17 protein-coding genes and 1 pseudogene are annotated in these 14,743 nt (G+C 56.9%); 15 read left to right on the plus strand and 3 right to left on the minus strand.

Annotated elements, in window-relative coordinates:
• Positions 1-34: 34 nt before the first annotated feature.
• Positions 35-502 carry a hypothetical protein gene (locus KW846_RS04185; protein WP_218481426.1) on the plus strand — a complete coding sequence of 156 codons (468 nt, stop codon included), beginning with the start codon at positions 35-37 and terminating at the stop codon, positions 500-502.
• A 183-nt stretch (positions 503-685) separates the two neighbouring features.
• Here the strand turns inward: KW846_RS04185 and KW846_RS04190 are convergent, their stop codons facing one another.
• Positions 686-2,443 (minus strand): murein L,D-transpeptidase, encoded by a 1,758-nt coding sequence (locus tag KW846_RS04190; RefSeq protein WP_218481427.1) that lies wholly within the window; start codon positions 2,441-2,443, stop codon positions 686-688.
• An 82-nt stretch (positions 2,444-2,525) separates the two neighbouring features.
• On the opposite strand from KW846_RS04190, the gene KW846_RS04195 reads away from it, so the two are divergent.
• The 9 genes from KW846_RS04195 to KW846_RS04235 all read left to right on the plus strand — a co-directional run bounded on the left by KW846_RS04195 (position 2,526) and on the right by KW846_RS04235 (position 9,601).
• Positions 2,526-3,251, plus strand: a complete 726-nt coding sequence (locus KW846_RS04195; protein WP_218481428.1) for a murein L,D-transpeptidase catalytic domain family protein — start codon at positions 2,526-2,528, stop codon at positions 3,249-3,251.
• Between the two features lie 80 nt (positions 3,252-3,331).
• Entirely contained in the window at positions 3,332-5,023 is a 1,692-nt protein-coding gene (locus tag KW846_RS04200) for a copper resistance system multicopper oxidase (RefSeq protein ID WP_218481429.1), read from the plus strand.
• Positions 5,024-5,033: 10 nt separating this feature from the next.
• Positions 5,034-5,921, plus strand: a complete 888-nt coding sequence (locus KW846_RS04205) for a copper resistance protein B (RefSeq protein ID WP_218481430.1) — start codon at positions 5,034-5,036, stop codon at positions 5,919-5,921.
• Between the two features lie 53 nt (positions 5,922-5,974).
• Positions 5,975-6,358, plus strand: a complete 384-nt coding sequence (gene copC / locus KW846_RS04210; protein ID WP_116582062.1) for a copper homeostasis periplasmic binding protein CopC — start codon at positions 5,975-5,977, stop codon at positions 6,356-6,358.
• Between the two features lie 3 nt (positions 6,359-6,361).
• Positions 6,362-7,285, plus strand: a complete 924-nt coding sequence (gene copD, locus KW846_RS04215) for a copper homeostasis membrane protein CopD (protein WP_218481431.1) — start codon at positions 6,362-6,364, stop codon at positions 7,283-7,285.
• A gap of 219 nt (positions 7,286-7,504) precedes the next feature.
• Positions 7,505-7,744, plus strand: a complete 240-nt coding sequence (locus KW846_RS04220; protein ID WP_007978625.1) for a type II toxin-antitoxin system RelB/DinJ family antitoxin — start codon at positions 7,505-7,507, stop codon at positions 7,742-7,744.
• Positions 7,734-8,021: a type II toxin-antitoxin system RelE/ParE family toxin gene (locus KW846_RS04225; RefSeq protein ID WP_218481432.1), complete on the plus strand. Its 288-nt coding sequence runs from the start codon at positions 7,734-7,736 to the stop codon at positions 8,019-8,021. The genes KW846_RS04220 and KW846_RS04225 overlap by 11 nt, the downstream gene beginning before the upstream one ends.
• A 224-nt stretch (positions 8,022-8,245) precedes the next feature.
• The gene (locus KW846_RS04230) at positions 8,246-9,007 is read left to right on the plus strand and encodes a transporter substrate-binding domain-containing protein (RefSeq protein ID WP_371321727.1); all 762 of its coding nucleotides are present in this window, start codon (positions 8,246-8,248) and stop codon (positions 9,005-9,007) included.
• A 165-nt stretch (positions 9,008-9,172) separates the two neighbouring features.
• On the plus strand, positions 9,173-9,601 hold the full coding sequence (locus tag KW846_RS04235; RefSeq protein WP_218481434.1) for a DUF2628 domain-containing protein: 429 nt from the start codon (positions 9,173-9,175) through the stop codon (positions 9,599-9,601).
• 54 nt (positions 9,602-9,655) lie between these two features.
• Here the strand turns inward: KW846_RS04235 and KW846_RS04240 are convergent, their stop codons facing one another.
• Together KW846_RS04240 and KW846_RS29930 are read right to left on the minus strand one after the other, a co-directional pair.
• The gene (locus tag KW846_RS04240) at positions 9,656-9,877 is read right to left on the minus strand and encodes a hypothetical protein (protein WP_218481435.1); all 222 of its coding nucleotides are present in this window, start codon (positions 9,875-9,877) and stop codon (positions 9,656-9,658) included.
• A 145-nt stretch (positions 9,878-10,022) separates the two neighbouring features.
• Positions 10,023-10,172, minus strand: a pseudogene (locus KW846_RS29930) (DUF6124 family protein); the annotation flags it as partial.
• 466 nt (positions 10,173-10,638) lie between these two features.
• Between KW846_RS29930 and KW846_RS04245 the strand changes: the two are divergent.
• The 5 genes from KW846_RS04245 to KW846_RS04265 all read left to right on the plus strand — a co-directional run bounded on the left by KW846_RS04245 (position 10,639) and on the right by KW846_RS04265 (position 14,739).
• Positions 10,639-11,589: a glycosyltransferase family 2 protein gene (locus KW846_RS04245; protein ID WP_218481436.1), complete on the plus strand. Its 951-nt coding sequence runs from the start codon at positions 10,639-10,641 to the stop codon at positions 11,587-11,589.
• Positions 11,590-11,591: 2 nt separating this feature from the next.
• Positions 11,592-12,488: a DapH/DapD/GlmU-related protein gene (locus KW846_RS04250; protein WP_218481437.1), complete on the plus strand. Its 897-nt coding sequence runs from the start codon at positions 11,592-11,594 to the stop codon at positions 12,486-12,488.
• Positions 12,488-13,114, plus strand: coding sequence for a hypothetical protein (locus KW846_RS04255; protein ID WP_218481438.1), 627 nt, complete (start codon positions 12,488-12,490; stop codon positions 13,112-13,114). Before KW846_RS04250 ends, KW846_RS04255 begins: the two co-directional genes overlap by 1 nt.
• A 292-nt stretch (positions 13,115-13,406) precedes the next feature.
• The gene (locus KW846_RS04260) at positions 13,407-13,643 is read left to right on the plus strand and encodes an acyl carrier protein (protein WP_218481439.1); all 237 of its coding nucleotides are present in this window, start codon (positions 13,407-13,409) and stop codon (positions 13,641-13,643) included.
• Between the two features lie 133 nt (positions 13,644-13,776).
• Positions 13,777-14,739, plus strand: coding sequence for a lysylphosphatidylglycerol synthase transmembrane domain-containing protein (locus KW846_RS04265; protein ID WP_218481440.1), 963 nt, complete (start codon positions 13,777-13,779; stop codon positions 14,737-14,739).
• Positions 14,740-14,743 lie beyond the last annotated feature (4 nt).

Here is a 14,743-nt window from a genome sequence, read left to right on the forward strand (position 1 = left end):
TACGATTAGACTGACCTTCATACAGGGAATCGACATGAGTAAGGCAGACGAGCTCGCTGCAAAATTGAAACAGACACGGCTTACCGGCGCGGATCAGGCGATCGATGTCTGGCCAGGCCAGGTCTACGAACTGTATCAACGGATAGAGCACTGGCTGCTGCCCTTGACCGAAGCGGGCCTGGTCCTGCGGCGCAACGCCACCCACGTGATCGAACGTCATACCGATGGTGACGCTTACGATTACGCCATCGACCAGTTGGTCATCGCCGGCAACGGGCACAGCATGACCTTTGACCCGGTTGCACGCTTCACCGCCGATGGCGAGGGGCGCGTCGAGATTCACTCCCCGGGCAACGAGTTCGCCCTGTTGCGCACCGTGGACGAACACGGCGAAACACACTGGTGGCTACAAACGATCGAGCAAGCCACGGCACAGCTGGATGCGGTGGCGCTGACAGAAAGCGATCTGCTTGTCGTGGTGCAACAAGGATTGGCGCTTTAGGGATCATCCGAATAGCGCAGTCGGGATCAATCTGTGGCGGGGGAGCTTGCTCCCGCTGGACTGCGCAGCAGGCCCATTTTTCAGGGCCGCTTCGCTGCCCAGCGGGAGCAAGCTCCCTCGCCACAGATTCAGGGCCTCGGCTTAACTGATCGGCATTAGCTCCAGTGGCGCCTTTTTACCCTTTCAGGGTTGATTGCCCTGCCCCGTCACCACCAGCGGGATCTCTGCCTGACGCAAGTCCAACGGAGGCAATTTCGTCGGCTGACTCAAGCCCTGCAACACCCGGGTGTCGTAATCATAAATGTCCGGCTTGAACGTCACCCGCCCGTCAGTGCTCAGGTCCACGGTCCAATAGGCCAGAAGCACCGGCACCTTCACCGGCAGCTGGATATTCTCGGTCCGGCCATTGGCCAACTGTTTTTGAATCCCGGCACTGTTCCAGCGCACCGGGTCGTTGAACAACAACTCGACCAGTTGCAGCGGGTTTTCCACGCGGATGCAGCCCGAGCTGGTGGCCCGGACCGTCTTGGCAAACAGCTCGCGGTGCGGCGTGTCATGCAGGTAGATCGCATAGTCGTTGGGGAAGCGGATCACCACCTGCCCCAACGAACTGTCGGGCCCGGCATCCTGACGCAGGTGGATGCCTCGCGGGTTGCTCCAGTCAACGTCCGACGGATCGAGCACATTGCCTTCGCGATCAAGCACACGAATCCGGTTGGCCGCCAGATAGCCAGGATCGTTCTGGACTTTCGGAATCACGTCCTGCTTGAGGATGGTCGGCGGCACGGTCCAGGTCGGGTTGAACGTGATGTAGGTGATTTCGGCCTGGAACACCGGGGTACTGCGCACCGGCTTACCGACCTGCACCCGCGAACGCCAGATCGGCAGACCGTCGCGGTACATCGCCACCTTGTAGCCGGCGATATCGACGATCACGAACGTGCCCTGAAGTTTGTACAACAGCCAGCGGGCGCGCTCCATGTTGACCCGCACCTGATCGATCCGCGCCTCGACCGGCACATTCAGCGCCGCCAGCGTCGCCGCCCCCGCCACGCCATCGGACCCCAGGTATTGCTCGGTCTGATACTTCTTCACCGCAGCGATGACCTTGTCGTCGTAACCGGCTTTTTTCACCAGGTGCGGGTCCAGGTACCCGCCCGCCACCAGGCGCGCACGCAATTGAGCGACTGCCACCCCGTCCATGCCGGGCTTGAGCGATTGACCTTCAGTGACTTTCGGCCAGCCGCCCGCATCACGCACCTGGCGCAACCGGGCCAGGCCTTCACGCAAATTGCGGTAAATCTCTTCCTGAGGCGGCGCATCGGCGAATGCACGTGCCACGTCATGGGCATCGAGGGCGGCGAACAGGTTGTTCATGTCCTCGCGGGCATTGCCGCCGGCAGGATCGAAATTCCAGTGAATGTCCAGCCGCGACGGATCGACCTTACCCCGGCGCAGTTGCAACAGCGCGGTGATGAAGGTGCGGGTGGCCGCCATGTCGAACATCGCCCGTTGTGCCGTGGAAGGCATGGCAGCCACCAGCGACTCATGGGCCTGGGCCAGTTCGGTGATGCGGAAATCCGCCGGGTTCAGGCCGTCGATCCGGGTGTCTTCAAGGCTCTTGAGTAACTGCACCACATCATGATCGTCTGTCCATGCGGCGCGATAGTTGCGATGCATATAGAAATCCAGCACCACCCGGCTGACGTCCACACGCTGGTTGCGCTTTGCCGTGAGCAACGGCGGAAAGGCCGAACGCAGCGGTTCCAGCGTTGCCTGAATCGCCTGGCCGACCGCATCGTCGGGCGCCGCGGCATCGCTTATGCTGCTCGCCGCAGATACCGGCTCAATCGGCGAAGTTTGCGCAAAGGCTGCACCGCTGATCAGAAAGCCCATAAAAAACATGCGGCTTATGACGAATGACCTTGTTAATTGCACCATGGATAATCCTTAATCCCCCGATTCAACGGCGCCAGCTTTGCGCGCGCTGCTAGACTCGAAATTATCATGATGAGACCCGACTATGGCGCTAAACCGCTTTGGCCTTTTATTTGCCATATTACTGACGTGCCTTTCAGTAACGTCAGCCTACGCCGATTCGCTTGAAAACGCGCTGGTCAAAGCAGCACCAGGCGCCGACGCCAAAGTGATTGCCCTGGCCGTTCGCGCCACCCAATGCAGCCGTGCCCAAGGCGTCGCCCCGGCCCAAAGACTGGCGGTGATCGATTACTCCCTGCCTTCGACTGAACAACGCCTGTGGGTCTTCGACCTTAAACGGCGCAAGTTGCTGTTTCACGAACTGGTCGCCCATGGTCGCAACAGTGGCGAGAACATGGCGACGCTGTTCTCCAACCGCAACGAAAGCCACGCCACCAGCCTCGGTCTGTTCCGCACCCAGCAAAGCTATCTCGGCCAGAACGGTTACTCGCTGCGCATGGAAGGCCTGGAGCCTGGCTTCAACGACAACGCCTTTGACCGGGCCATCGTCATTCACGGCGCGCCCTACGTCAGCCCGGTGCTGGCCCGCGCCAATGGCCGCATCGGCCGCAGCCTGGGTTGCCCGGCCGTCAGGCCGGCGATTGCCCATCGGCTGATTGATTCGATGAAGGACGGCCAGTTGTTGTTTTCCTACTACCCGGACCAGCGCTGGTTGAAGTCGTCCTCCTACATCAACTGCGGCGACACCGTGGCCTCAAGGGAAAAGTCCACTTCAAGCCAGAAATCGACGTCCAACCTGTCAAAACTGTAATCTTCGCCTCAGCCTGCTGAAAGGCACCGCCCGCTAGCCTCGTCGACAAGTTCAACAGGCTGACGGGCGGAACACACGGCATGCACTCCCACACTTCAAGACGCACCTTCGTCAAAGGCCTGGCCATCGGCGGGCTCTTCGGCGGCCTCGGGTTATGGCGCACGCCGGTCTGGGCGATCAGCAGTCCCGGCGAACCGCAGGTGTTGGCCGGTAATGAGTTCGACCTGTTCATCGGTGAATCCCCGGTCAACCTCACCGGCACCCCGCGCACTGCACTGACCATCAACGGTGGCATTCCCGGCCCGCTGCTGCGCTGGCGTGAAGGCGATACGGTGACGCTGCGGGTACGCAACAGACTCAAGGACAGCACCTCCATTCACTGGCACGGCATCTTGCTGCCGGCCAACATGGACGGCGTGCCGGGCCTGAGTTTCAAGGGCATCGAGCCGGGCGGCCTGTACGTCTACCAGTTCACCGTGCGGCAGAACGGCACCTACTGGTATCACAGCCATTCGGGGTTCCAGGAACAATCCGGCGTCTACGGCCCGCTGGTGATCGACGCCAAGGACCCGGAGCCGTTCCAGTACGACCGCGACTACGTGGTGATGCTCAGCGACTGGACCGACGAAGACCCGGTCGACCTGATGAAGACGCTGAAAAAACAGTCCGATTACTACAACTTCAACAAGCGCACCGTGGGCGACTTCATTCACGACGTCAGCGAAAAAGGCTGGGGGGCGACGGTCGCCGATCGAAAAATGTGGGCCGAGATGAAGATGAACCCCACCGACCTCGCGGACGTCGGCGGCGCCACTTACACCTACCTGCTGAACGGCCAGGCGCCGGACATGAACTGGACCGGGGTGTTCCGCCCGGGGGAAAAGCTGCGGCTGCGCTTCATCAACGGCTCGGCCATGAGTTACTTCGACGTGCGCATCCCCGGCCTGAAAATGACCGTGGTCGCCGCCGATGGCCTGCACGTCAAACCGGTGAGCGTCGACGAATTTCGCATTGCCGTGGCGGAAACCTTCGACGTTATCGTCGAACCGACCGAAGCGGCCTACACCCTGTTCGCCCAGGCGATGGATCGCACCGGCTACGCACGCGGCACCCTGGCGGTGCAGGCGGGACGGGTAGCGCCGCTGCCACCACTGGACCCACGCCCCCTGGTGACCATGGATGACATGGGCATGGCCGGCATGGACCACGGCAGCATGGCGGGCATGGATCACAGCAACATGGCCGGCATGCAGTCCCATCCCGCCTCGGAAACCGACAACCCGCTGGTGGACATGCAAGCCATGTCCACCTCAGCGAAACTCGACGACCCCGGCATGGGCCTGCGCAACAACGGGCGCCGCGTGCTCACCTACTCCGACCTGCGCAGTACCTTCGAAGACCCGGACGGCCGCGAGCCCGGCCGTACCCTCGAACTGCACCTGACCGGGCACATGGAAAAATTCGCCTGGTCGTTCAACGGTGTGAAGTTCTCTGATGCAGAACCGCTGCGCCTCAAGTACGGCGAGCGGCTGCGGATCGTGCTGGTCAACGACACGATGATGATGCACCCCATCCACCTGCACGGCATGTGGAGCGACCTCGAAGACGAGAACGGCCAGTTCATGGTGCGCAAACACACCATCGACATGCCACCGGGCTCCCGGCGCAGCTATCGGGTCACGGCCGATGCGCTCGGTCGCTGGGCCTATCACTGCCATCTCCTGTACCACATGGAAATGGGCATGTTCCGTGAAGTTCGCGTGGAAGAATGAGGCGCACCCCATGATTCGATTCACCCCGGTTTTTTTTGCATTCGTGACTTCGACGGCAATGGCCGCCAGCGACGGCATGCAAGGCATGGATCATAGCCAGATGGACCATACCCAGATGCAAGGCATGGACCACAGCCAGATGCAGAGCATGGACGAGGGCCAGATGCAGCCCGCTGCCCCCAGCGAAAGCCGTACGCCGATCCCGGTGCTGACCGATGCCGATCGCGCGGCGGTGTATGTCGATCCCGCCGGCCACCATGTGCACGACAACACACTCAATTCGTTTTTCCTCGCCGACAAACTCGAATGGCAGGACGCCGATGACGGCAGCACCCTGGCTTGGGATTTGTCCGGTTGGGTCGGCGGCGATATCGATCGCCTGTGGCTGCGCTCCGAAGGCGAGCGCACCAACGGCGTGACCGAGGATGCGGAAATCCAGGCCCTGTGGGGCCACGCGATTTCCCCGTGGTGGGACGTGGTCAGCGGTGTGCGCCAGGACTTCAAACCCGGCGCCCCGCAAACCTGGGCCGCGTTCGGCGTGCAAGGCATGGCGCTGTACAACTTCGAGGCCCAAGCCACGGCCTTCATCGGCGAAGGCGGCCAGAGCGCCGTGCGGCTGGAAGGCGACTACGACATCCTGCTGACCAACCGGCTGATCCTGCAGCCGACCGTCGAACTCAACGCCTACGGCAAAAACGATCCGCAACGGGGCATCGGCGCGGGGCTGTCCAACACCGAGGCGGGCTTGCGCCTGCGCTACGAAATCCGCCGGGAATTCGCGCCTTACCTCGGCGTGACCTGGAACCGCACCTACGGCAACACCGCCGACTACGCCAACGACGAAGGCGAGGACCGCAGCGAAGCCCGCCTCGTGCTCGGTGTTCGGATGTGGTTCTGAACAGACTCCCCCCAAAACCAACAACAACCGCTTCGAGCGGTAAAGGACCTTGCATGCGCATCATCAAACCCACCGCCGTCGTTATCGCGTTACTCAGCGGCCTGCTCATGAACACCCTCGCTCAAGCCCACCCCAAACTGCTCGCCTCCACTCCAGTGGAAGGCGCGGAAGGTGCGCCGCCCGACAAGATCGAACTGCACTTTTCCGAAAACCTCGTCACGCAGTTTTCCGGCGCCAAACTGCTGATGACCGAAATGGCCGGCATGGCCCACGCCCCGATGCCGGTCAAGGCCAAGGTCAGCGGCGGCAGCGATCCGAAAACCATGCTCATTACCCCGACAACACCTTTGACTGCCGGTACCTACAAGGTCGAATGGCGCGCGGTGTCGTCGGACACCCACCCGATCACCGGCAACGTCACCTTCAAAGTGAAATGATCGATGAGCGACCCGGCCAACGTCGTTCTGCGGTTTGTGTTGTATGTGGATTTGATGCTGTTGTTTGGCGTGGCGCTGTTCGGGCTCTACAGCTTTAAAGGGCAGCAACGGCGATCCGGCACGGTTCTGCCCTTTCGCCGATGGCTGACGGGAACTGCCGGGTTCGGTGCACTGCTGTCCATCGCCGGCATGGTGCTGATGGTCCGCGCCATGAGCGGCGAATCAGACATAGCCGAGCTAGGCCCTCACCTCGAGATGATGCTGTTCGAGACAGACGTCGGGATGGCCTGGGCCGTGCGAATGATTGCGTTGGCGGTCGCAGGTCTGGCGGTGACGCTCAACCCACGCGCCCCCGGCCTCAGCCTGGTGATCGCCAGCACTGCCGGCGGCATCGCCCTCGCCAGCCTGGCCTGGAGCGGGCATGGCGCCATGGACGAAGGCAGCCGTCGTAACTGGCACTTCGCCACAGACATCCTGCACCTGCTGGTGGCGGGCGCCTGGCTCGGCGCATTGCTGGCGTTTGCGTTGATGGCGCAACCCCGCACCCTGCAAACTGAAGCACACATTCGTTTGCTGGCTCACGCCGTCAGGCGATTCGAGCTTGTCGGTGCGTTGATCGTCGTGATCATCACCGTGACGGGCGTGGTGAACTACCTGTTCATCGTCGGGCCGAGACTCGATGAGGTTTTACTCGGCCATTACGGAATTCTGCTAGCGATCAAAGTGCTGCTGTTTGCCGGGATGCTGGTGTTGGCGGCGCTGAACCGCTTTCATCTTGGCCCCTTGCTGGAGCGGTCATTGCGCGAGGGCCAGTATCGCGTGGCAGCCCATGCACTTCGACGCAGTGTGGTAGTGGAAATGGTCGCGGCGGTTTTGATTGTGGGGTTGGTGGCGTGGCTGGGGACGTTGAGCCCGGAAGTGGAATGAGGCAACTTCAAGGGGAAATCTCTGACACTGACGTACCGATTTAAACTTGGGCCAGCCAAACCAGGACAATGGCCCAGGCGATGGGATCATTTCTGGCTGACGCTTTCATCTTCCCGAGTACGAGTTTTCTCTAAATTAGCCGTATGTCTCGGCGGACTTGCCAATGAGGAACTCTTGATTCAATGTAATGACAAATGTCATTACATGAGAACCTGTCCCATGGCATCTATCAACATCCGTATCGATGACGACCTCAAAGCTCGCGCCTATCTCGAACTGGAAAAACTCGGCGTCACGCCTTCCGAACTGATGCGCCAGACCCTGCAATATGTGGCGGAGCGTGGTCAATTGCCTTTCAAGCCTGTCTTGATGACTGAAGATGATGAGGCTCTATTGGCCACTGTGCGGGAACGGCTTGCATCTCCTCAACGAGTCAGGGTTTCCATAGATGACCTATAGCCTTGAGTTTGATGCCCGCGCATTGAAGGAATGGCAAAAACTTGGCGACACAGTCCGACAGCAGCTCAAAAAGAAGCTGGTGGAGATCCTGAACAATCCACGCATTGAAGCTAACCGCCTGCATGGTTTTCCTGACTGCTACAAAGTCAAACTACGTAGCAGCGGTTACGGCTTGGTCTATCAAGTGATTGACCAGGAAATTACCGTGTTTGTGGTAGCCGTGGATAAACGGGAACGTGAGCAGGTTTATCGCAAGGCGGCTGAACGCTTGAAGTAATGGTCGATTGAGTAACGCTTCTGACGTAATCCAACCACCAGGCAACGTTCTACCCCCGAGCGGGAAATCAGCCGTAATTTATTCAGGCCGAGTGAGCGCGATACTGAAGCCCTATTCAGGGGGCATTGATTTTTCACACCGATGAAAGTTTCACTACACTCCCCCTTTCAAAACCACTCCAGCACAATAGCCCGATATCAATGACGAAAATCAAAAGAGCAATGATGCTCGGCGGCTTGCTCGCACTCTCCCTTGGCGCCCAGGCAGAACCTTCGCATCTGGACAGCGTCATGCAACAGGGACAGCTGCGCGTTTGCACCACCGGCGACTACAAGCCCTACACCCTCAAGGCCGAGGACGGCGCGTATTCCGGCATCGACATCGCCATGGCCCACGCCCTGGCCGACAGCCTGGGCGTCAAAGTCGAGTGGGTGCCCACCACCTGGAAAACCCTGATGCCCGACATGCTCGCCGGCAAGTGCGACATCGCCATGGGCGGCATCTCGGTCACCCTGGAACGGCAGAAAAAAGCCTTCTTCAGCAACATCCTGGACGTCGACGGCAAAATCCCGTTGGTGCGTTGCGAAGACCAGGCGCTGTACCAGACCGTCGAACAGATCAACCAGCCCTCGGTTCGCCTGGTCGAACCCGCCGGCGGCACCAACGAAGCGTTCGTCCACGCCTACCTGCCCCAGGCGCAATTGCAGCTGCGCGATAACCTGAGCATCTTCCAGGAACTGCTGGATAAAAAGGCTGACGTGATGATCACCGATGCGTCGGAGGCGTTGTATCAGCAGAAGCTCAAACCGGGCCTGTGCGCCGTCAACCCGACGCACTACCTGCAATACGGCGAAAAAGCCTACCTGCTGCCCCGTGACGACATCACCTGGAAGCTGTACGTCGATCAGTGGCTGCACCTGGCCAAGGCAACGGGCAATTATCAGAAGATTCGGCGGCAGTGGCTGGCGGTGCCTGAAGGCAAATAACGGCATGCCAAGGCGCCTGATCATGACTTGTTAAATCGCGTTACATCCTTGAAACTACTTTCGCACCGGTAACAGGCCGGTCACAGCAAAACGCGTTGATAGGCGCACCGAACGATAATCCGGTCGATGCCTCGACCGAGCAGAACCCTCAAATAAGGACAGATAATGAGCAGCACGGATGAATTGCAAACCTACAATGTCAGCCCGAAATGGCAGGAACGTTTCGCTTTTTTTGATCAGTACGGCGGCCCCAAAAGCCCTGACTTCAAATTGGGCTTCAAACAGTTGCCAGCGCGCAAGCGCATCCTGATCAACCTGAACTTCATCGCATTCTTTTTCGGGCCGATCTATTTCTTCGTGCTTGGGCTGTGGAAAAAGAACCTGGCGATCATCGCGATCATCGTTGCCCTGTCCTTCGTCCTGGCCTTGATTTTCACCCTGCTGGGTTATGAAGAAGCCCCCAAGGCCCTCAACAGCGGTATGAATATCGTCTTTGCACTGATGTACGGATTGAGCGCCAACTACGCCTACTACCTGAAACAGGTAAAAGGCTCGCAAGGCTGGAATCCTTTTGAAGGCTTGAGGATGGTCTGAGCCTCGCCCGGATAGCAAAACGGTGGAGTGATTTCCACCGTTTTGCGTCACCGGTCAATCGTCATGCAACAACCCCGCACCATACCCGCCAAAGCTATTGCCCAACGCACTGCCATGGAAATTCATCTGGTTGGCGTTGCTGTGGGTGGGTCCCGGGCCAAAGCCGGCCGGCTGCACCGAGTCAGCCGAATAATCGCGATGGGCACTCACACCCGAACAGGCGCTCAACAGCACGGCACTTGCGATTAGCGAGACCTTGATCAGGTTTGCGAACATTTTTTATTCCTGTGTGTTGAGGCGCGGGGGAAATGACCTTTGGCGGTCATCCTATGCCTCGTCTGAGCCAGGCAACATGTAACTTTTGGGGGTGACAGCGCTGGTTCAGGAACCGGGGCGCACCTGGCATTCTCTCAAACCCACTGCCTTGGGGATCGACATTGTCCAATGCTCGATTCACCAACAACTCCCCCACCACCGCCAGTTGCTGAATCGACAGCGCCAAACTGGGTGCTGAACCTTCGAGCTTGCAAGCCAGATCAGTGGTCAAGACGTTCAACGATGCAAGGATCTCGTAGACGTTTGCTGACCACCTGCTGAGAGTCAGCGGAGCATTGACCAAGATCGAGAGAATCGGAAGCCGTTGCAGTTTCCGGAGGGGGTTACCAGACCAATCCCCCTCGAACAGATTGAAAACGAGAGGTAAAGTTTCCCGTACCGTGACACCTTTCCCCCCATAGCTTAAAATCCGCGCCTTAAACCGACCAATCAACGTGCTTTGTTCGGTGCCCTGTACGCATTTGTCCGACACTTGGTTGCTGGTAGAGCCTGATGGCCCACCTCACATGAGAAGTAATGTTGTTCATGCGTTCGGTGTCCCGCTTCCTGAGGATTACCCATCAGTTGGCATATGGCATACCCCCTCCTTCAGCGCGTGATGCCAAGTAGCAAACAACAACTCTACAAGCTTGTAAAATCCAGGCAGGACGCATTGGCAGCATGCGTCATCGCACAATCGAATGATCAGGATGAGGCTCAAGGTGATTGATAAAACCGTCTCAGTAAGCTTAGTGGTACCCGTTTATAAAAGCGCAAGTACGCTCCCGCAATTTTACGAGCGTGCACGCGCGACTCTTGATCAGATTTGCGACGACTGGGAGATTATTCTTGTCGATGACGCAAGCCCGGACCAGACGTGGTTTGCCGCTCTGGCACTTCACGAGCAAGACCGCCGAGTCAAAGTCGTTCGCTTCGCGAAGAACAAGGGACAACAACACTCTACGCTGTGCGGCATCGGCTATGCCTGTAAACGCTATGTCGTGACAATCGACGATGACCTGCAGTGCTTTCCCGAAGACCTCCCACTGTTTATTGATCAACTTCGAGCCGGCAAGCATGTCGTCATCGGTAAGATCCCGATGGCTGAAAAACAGCACAGTGCCTGGCGCAACGTGGCTTCGCGCATCAACCAGAAACTGGTTAGTAAGGTCATGGGCAAACCGGCCGACTTCAGCCTCTCGAGCTACAGGGCCATGAGTCAACAGGTGGCAAGACAACTCGTCAGATATCAGGGTTCACACCCACATATCGCCGCGATGCTTTTTAATTCGGTGCCCGTCAGCATGATGGCGAACGTGAGCATTCGCCACGCGCCGCGCGCCGATGGCGGCCCGAGCACTTACACCCTTGGCAAGATGTTCAAAACGCTTTCGTTCCTTATCGTCAATTACTCCCTGTTGCCACTTCGCTACGTGTCGATCTGGGGCTTTTTGGTCAGTGCGTCGAGCATTTTTTTTGCTATGTATGTTCTGCTGCGCACCCTCCTGACCGATCATATAGTGCCAGGCTGGGCGTCGCTGGCGATCCTGCTGTCATTCCTCACCGGGAACATCCTTCTGGCACTAGGCGTGCAAGGCGAGTACCTCGGAAGACTGGTTGAAAATGCAACCCACCTCAGTCAATTCCCCATTATTGAAGAGCATGTGGAGTAATGATGACATCCGCTTACCGCGTCGTGGATTATTTCCCTGCTGAACACATTTTAAACAATGGGGTATTTGCACACCTCGACGAAATCGATGCGCAAACGCCAGGCGCACTGGTTTACTGCCAGAATTTGCACTATTTGCAAAAAGCATTGGCTACGCCCAATGTCGCGTGCGTCCTGTGCCCCGAAAGTTTAAAAAATGAAGAATTAGCGACTGAAAAATCAATTGTGTTCTGTGCCGACCCACGCACTTCTTTTTTTCGCCTCTACAACCGCTTGAGTGAAAATTCAAAGCGCGCAACTGCGCAAGCACCGAGCATCGGTGAAAATTGCACGCTGCACCCCAGCGCTGTTATCTCGCCACTGGCCACACTGGGTAACAATGTCGAAATTTCAGCAAATGTGGTGATCGAAGGCCTTGTCGAAATCGGAGACAATGTCTACATCGGCTCAAATGCCGTTGTAGGCGCCGAGGGCTTGATCACGCTACGCAACGACAACGGCACGCTGATGGTGGTCAAACATCAGGGCAGTGTACGTATTGAATCGGGTTGCCAGATACTTGCTGGCGCAGTGATCGCGAGGTCCTTGTTCCAGCAGCCGACAACCATCAGCGAAAATTGCCAGATCGGCATCATGACCAATATTGGTCATGGCGCCGTGATTGGTAAGAACTCTGTGATTTCTGGCAATACCGTTATTGCAGGACGCACACGCCTGGGGACCGGCGCATGGGTTGGCGCCTCTTGCTCCATCGCACAGGGACTTGTGATTGGCGACGCGGTACAAATAAAAATGGGTTCGGTCGTCATCGGCGACATCGCGCCAAACAGCGTCGTTTCTGGAAACTTCGCAATCAATCACAGGGCTAACATGACAGCTCACCTCAGGAAACAAAAGTGATGCACTTCATCGAGCTATCACTGGGATTCAAAGGCGAACGAACCTACATACACGGGTCCGACATGCTCAATGCCACGATGCAGGCCATCACTCGCCATGCACCGCACGCACGCATCGAAAAGCTGGACTTCAGAATCAATAGAATGACCAAACATCTACTCACCTGTCACTGGTGGCCTAGATCAACCCCTCGATCATTGCCGGGTGAGGCTATCGCCACCTTCACCTTTCAACTCGACGGTATTGATCATGAAGGCAAATTGATTCAAGGCGAAGGTTACGCCGATACACGACGTGCTTACGATGAGTCACTGGTTGAAAAACAATGTGTTTTCACACCCGCCCAGCGGTCAGTGAGCCTGACGACCATGCCAGATGACATCTCTCCGATCGAAGTGCTGGTATCCATGAACAAGGCACTGCATCTCAAGGAGTTGAGCATACCCAGTGGCAGCCAGTGGGTTTTCTGTCGCTGGGAAAGCCCGAAGTGGCCGCCGCGTTTTGACTTGAGCGGGGTAGACCTGACACTTGAGCAGACGCTGGGCACTCGATTGACCCGTAGTCGCATCAAGCTCAATACACAACATATCGGTACGCTCTACTTCAGCGCCCTCAAAGCCGAGTAGCCTGCCACTCGCATATGAACCTTGCAGTAAGGCGGGGTGCCGGTTCAACGAGGCTTCTGGCTCGACGATCAACGCGACACGCCTCTCTCGACAGCTGCTAATGTGCTACATCTTTTGGAGCATGCAACAGAGCAGGCTCCCTCTGTTGCATGGAGTGTGGCAACATGTCCACCGTTCAGCACAGTAGCCTGCAGAAGACCTCGTCAACTGCCAGCAATACCACTTGGCTCCCTGCGCAGTACAAACGTACCGGCCGGGGTAACTTCAATACCCACATGATGAAATACTGACTATGCCCCAGACAAAAGAACAAATTATCAACATTATTTCCCAGGCTGAGGTTGTACCAGATGCCTCAACGCTGCGCGACAACATCAACCTGAGCGACCAGGGCGTTGACTCGCTCGGCATGTTCAATATCATTCTGTCTATCCAGGATCACTACGTCATCGAGATACCTGACGAGGATATTGAAGGCCTTAAAACCATCAATGACCTGGCCGACTACATAAAATCGAAGCTGCAATAACCGACATCCTTTGTCATGTAAGGGAGAAAAACAGTATGTTCACTCCCCCTCATGCCGCTCTCGACCGTGACAGGGTTCGCCAACCTATTATCTACACAGCGTTAGCCTCACTCTCCTACGTTGAGCACCCTGCATGCCTTTAACGCTTATGAAATTGTTGATCGCAATTTTTATCTGTGCGTTTCTCATACACACATTTGATCTTAAACTAACGGCATTAATCAGCGACATTACAGCATGGCACTACCTTGCGTTGGCTGCTGTTATCCCAATCACTTTGAGTTCTTTTTTCTCTGTCAACCGCTGGCAAGTGTTCCTGCGACTCAATTCGATTGAAGAAAAGTTAGCAAGCCTCTGGAAAATAACTCTGGTTTCTCAATTTCAAGGTTTGATTTTACCTTCATCACAGGGGGCGGACGCCTTTCGTATGATTCACATCGAACGACGCCACCCGGAAAAGCGGGGTACCGCAGGCAGTTCAGTAATCATTGAGCGCATGATTGGACTATTGGTGTTGTGCACCTTTACTCTTTTTGCCCTGCCCTTCTTACCTGTTTCAGACAACTACGCGCCACTCATCATCACCGTCGGCACCGTCAGCAGCATAGCCCTAGTGACCCAAATAATATTGACCAGTAAAAAAATCCATGCACTTTATGGCTTCCGCACCGTCAAAAACCCGCCACTGTCTCTATTGCTGGGGTATATTCAGAAACTTCATGCCAGCACCATTAACTTCCCCTACCGGCAGGCGCTCACGTCATCCCTGTTTTTTATCTGCTGCTATCAAATATCTCTGATTTCGGTAGTGTATTTTGTATTTCGCGCCTATGGCTATGACATCCCCTTCATTCAGCACTTTGCTCTCTATCCGGTCATCGCCATCCTGACCATGGTTCCAATAACAGTGGGTGGACTTGGGGTACGCGAAGGTTTTTTTGTTTATTTTTATGGCCTACTTGACGTACCAGCCAATATCGCCGTGGGCGCCTCCCTGGCAAACTACATTCTAATGGTACTGATCCCTGCCGCTTGCGGTGGCTTTGTTTACTTGTGGGATACTATTCGGGAAAATCGCCTGAAAGATAGAAACTAAAAAC

This window comes from Pseudomonas sp. PDM32, assembly GCF_019219225.1.
Classification (GTDB): domain Bacteria; phylum Pseudomonadota; class Gammaproteobacteria; order Pseudomonadales; family Pseudomonadaceae; genus Aquipseudomonas; species Aquipseudomonas laurylsulfatiphila.

Coding starts and splice junctions, on each gene's coding strand:
- KW846_RS04185 (WP_218481426.1), top strand. CDS start 35: ATGAGTAAGGCAGACGAGCTCGCTGCAAAATTGAAACAGACACGGCTT.
- KW846_RS04190 (WP_218481427.1), bottom strand. CDS start 2,443: ATGGTGCAATTAACAAGGTCATTCGTCATAAGCCGCATGTTTTTTATG.
- KW846_RS04195 (WP_218481428.1), top strand. CDS start 2,526: ATGGCGCTAAACCGCTTTGGCCTTTTATTTGCCATATTACTGACGTGC.
- KW846_RS04200 (WP_218481429.1), top strand. CDS start 3,332: ATGCACTCCCACACTTCAAGACGCACCTTCGTCAAAGGCCTGGCCATC.
- KW846_RS04205 (WP_218481430.1), top strand. CDS start 5,034: ATGATTCGATTCACCCCGGTTTTTTTTGCATTCGTGACTTCGACGGCA.
- copC (WP_116582062.1), top strand. CDS start 5,975: ATGCGCATCATCAAACCCACCGCCGTCGTTATCGCGTTACTCAGCGGC.
- copD (WP_218481431.1), top strand. CDS start 6,362: ATGAGCGACCCGGCCAACGTCGTTCTGCGGTTTGTGTTGTATGTGGAT.
- KW846_RS04220 (WP_007978625.1), top strand. CDS start 7,505: ATGGCATCTATCAACATCCGTATCGATGACGACCTCAAAGCTCGCGCC.
- KW846_RS04225 (WP_218481432.1), top strand. CDS start 7,734: ATGACCTATAGCCTTGAGTTTGATGCCCGCGCATTGAAGGAATGGCAA.
- KW846_RS04230 (WP_371321727.1), top strand. CDS start 8,246: ATGCTCGGCGGCTTGCTCGCACTCTCCCTTGGCGCCCAGGCAGAACCT.
- KW846_RS04235 (WP_218481434.1), top strand. CDS start 9,173: ATGAGCAGCACGGATGAATTGCAAACCTACAATGTCAGCCCGAAATGG.
- KW846_RS04240 (WP_218481435.1), bottom strand. CDS start 9,877: ATGTTCGCAAACCTGATCAAGGTCTCGCTAATCGCAAGTGCCGTGCTG.
- KW846_RS04250 (WP_218481437.1), top strand. CDS start 11,592: ATGACATCCGCTTACCGCGTCGTGGATTATTTCCCTGCTGAACACATT.
- KW846_RS04255 (WP_218481438.1), top strand. CDS start 12,488: ATGCACTTCATCGAGCTATCACTGGGATTCAAAGGCGAACGAACCTAC.
- KW846_RS04260 (WP_218481439.1), top strand. CDS start 13,407: ATGCCCCAGACAAAAGAACAAATTATCAACATTATTTCCCAGGCTGAG.
- KW846_RS04265 (WP_218481440.1), top strand. CDS start 13,777: ATGCCTTTAACGCTTATGAAATTGTTGATCGCAATTTTTATCTGTGCG.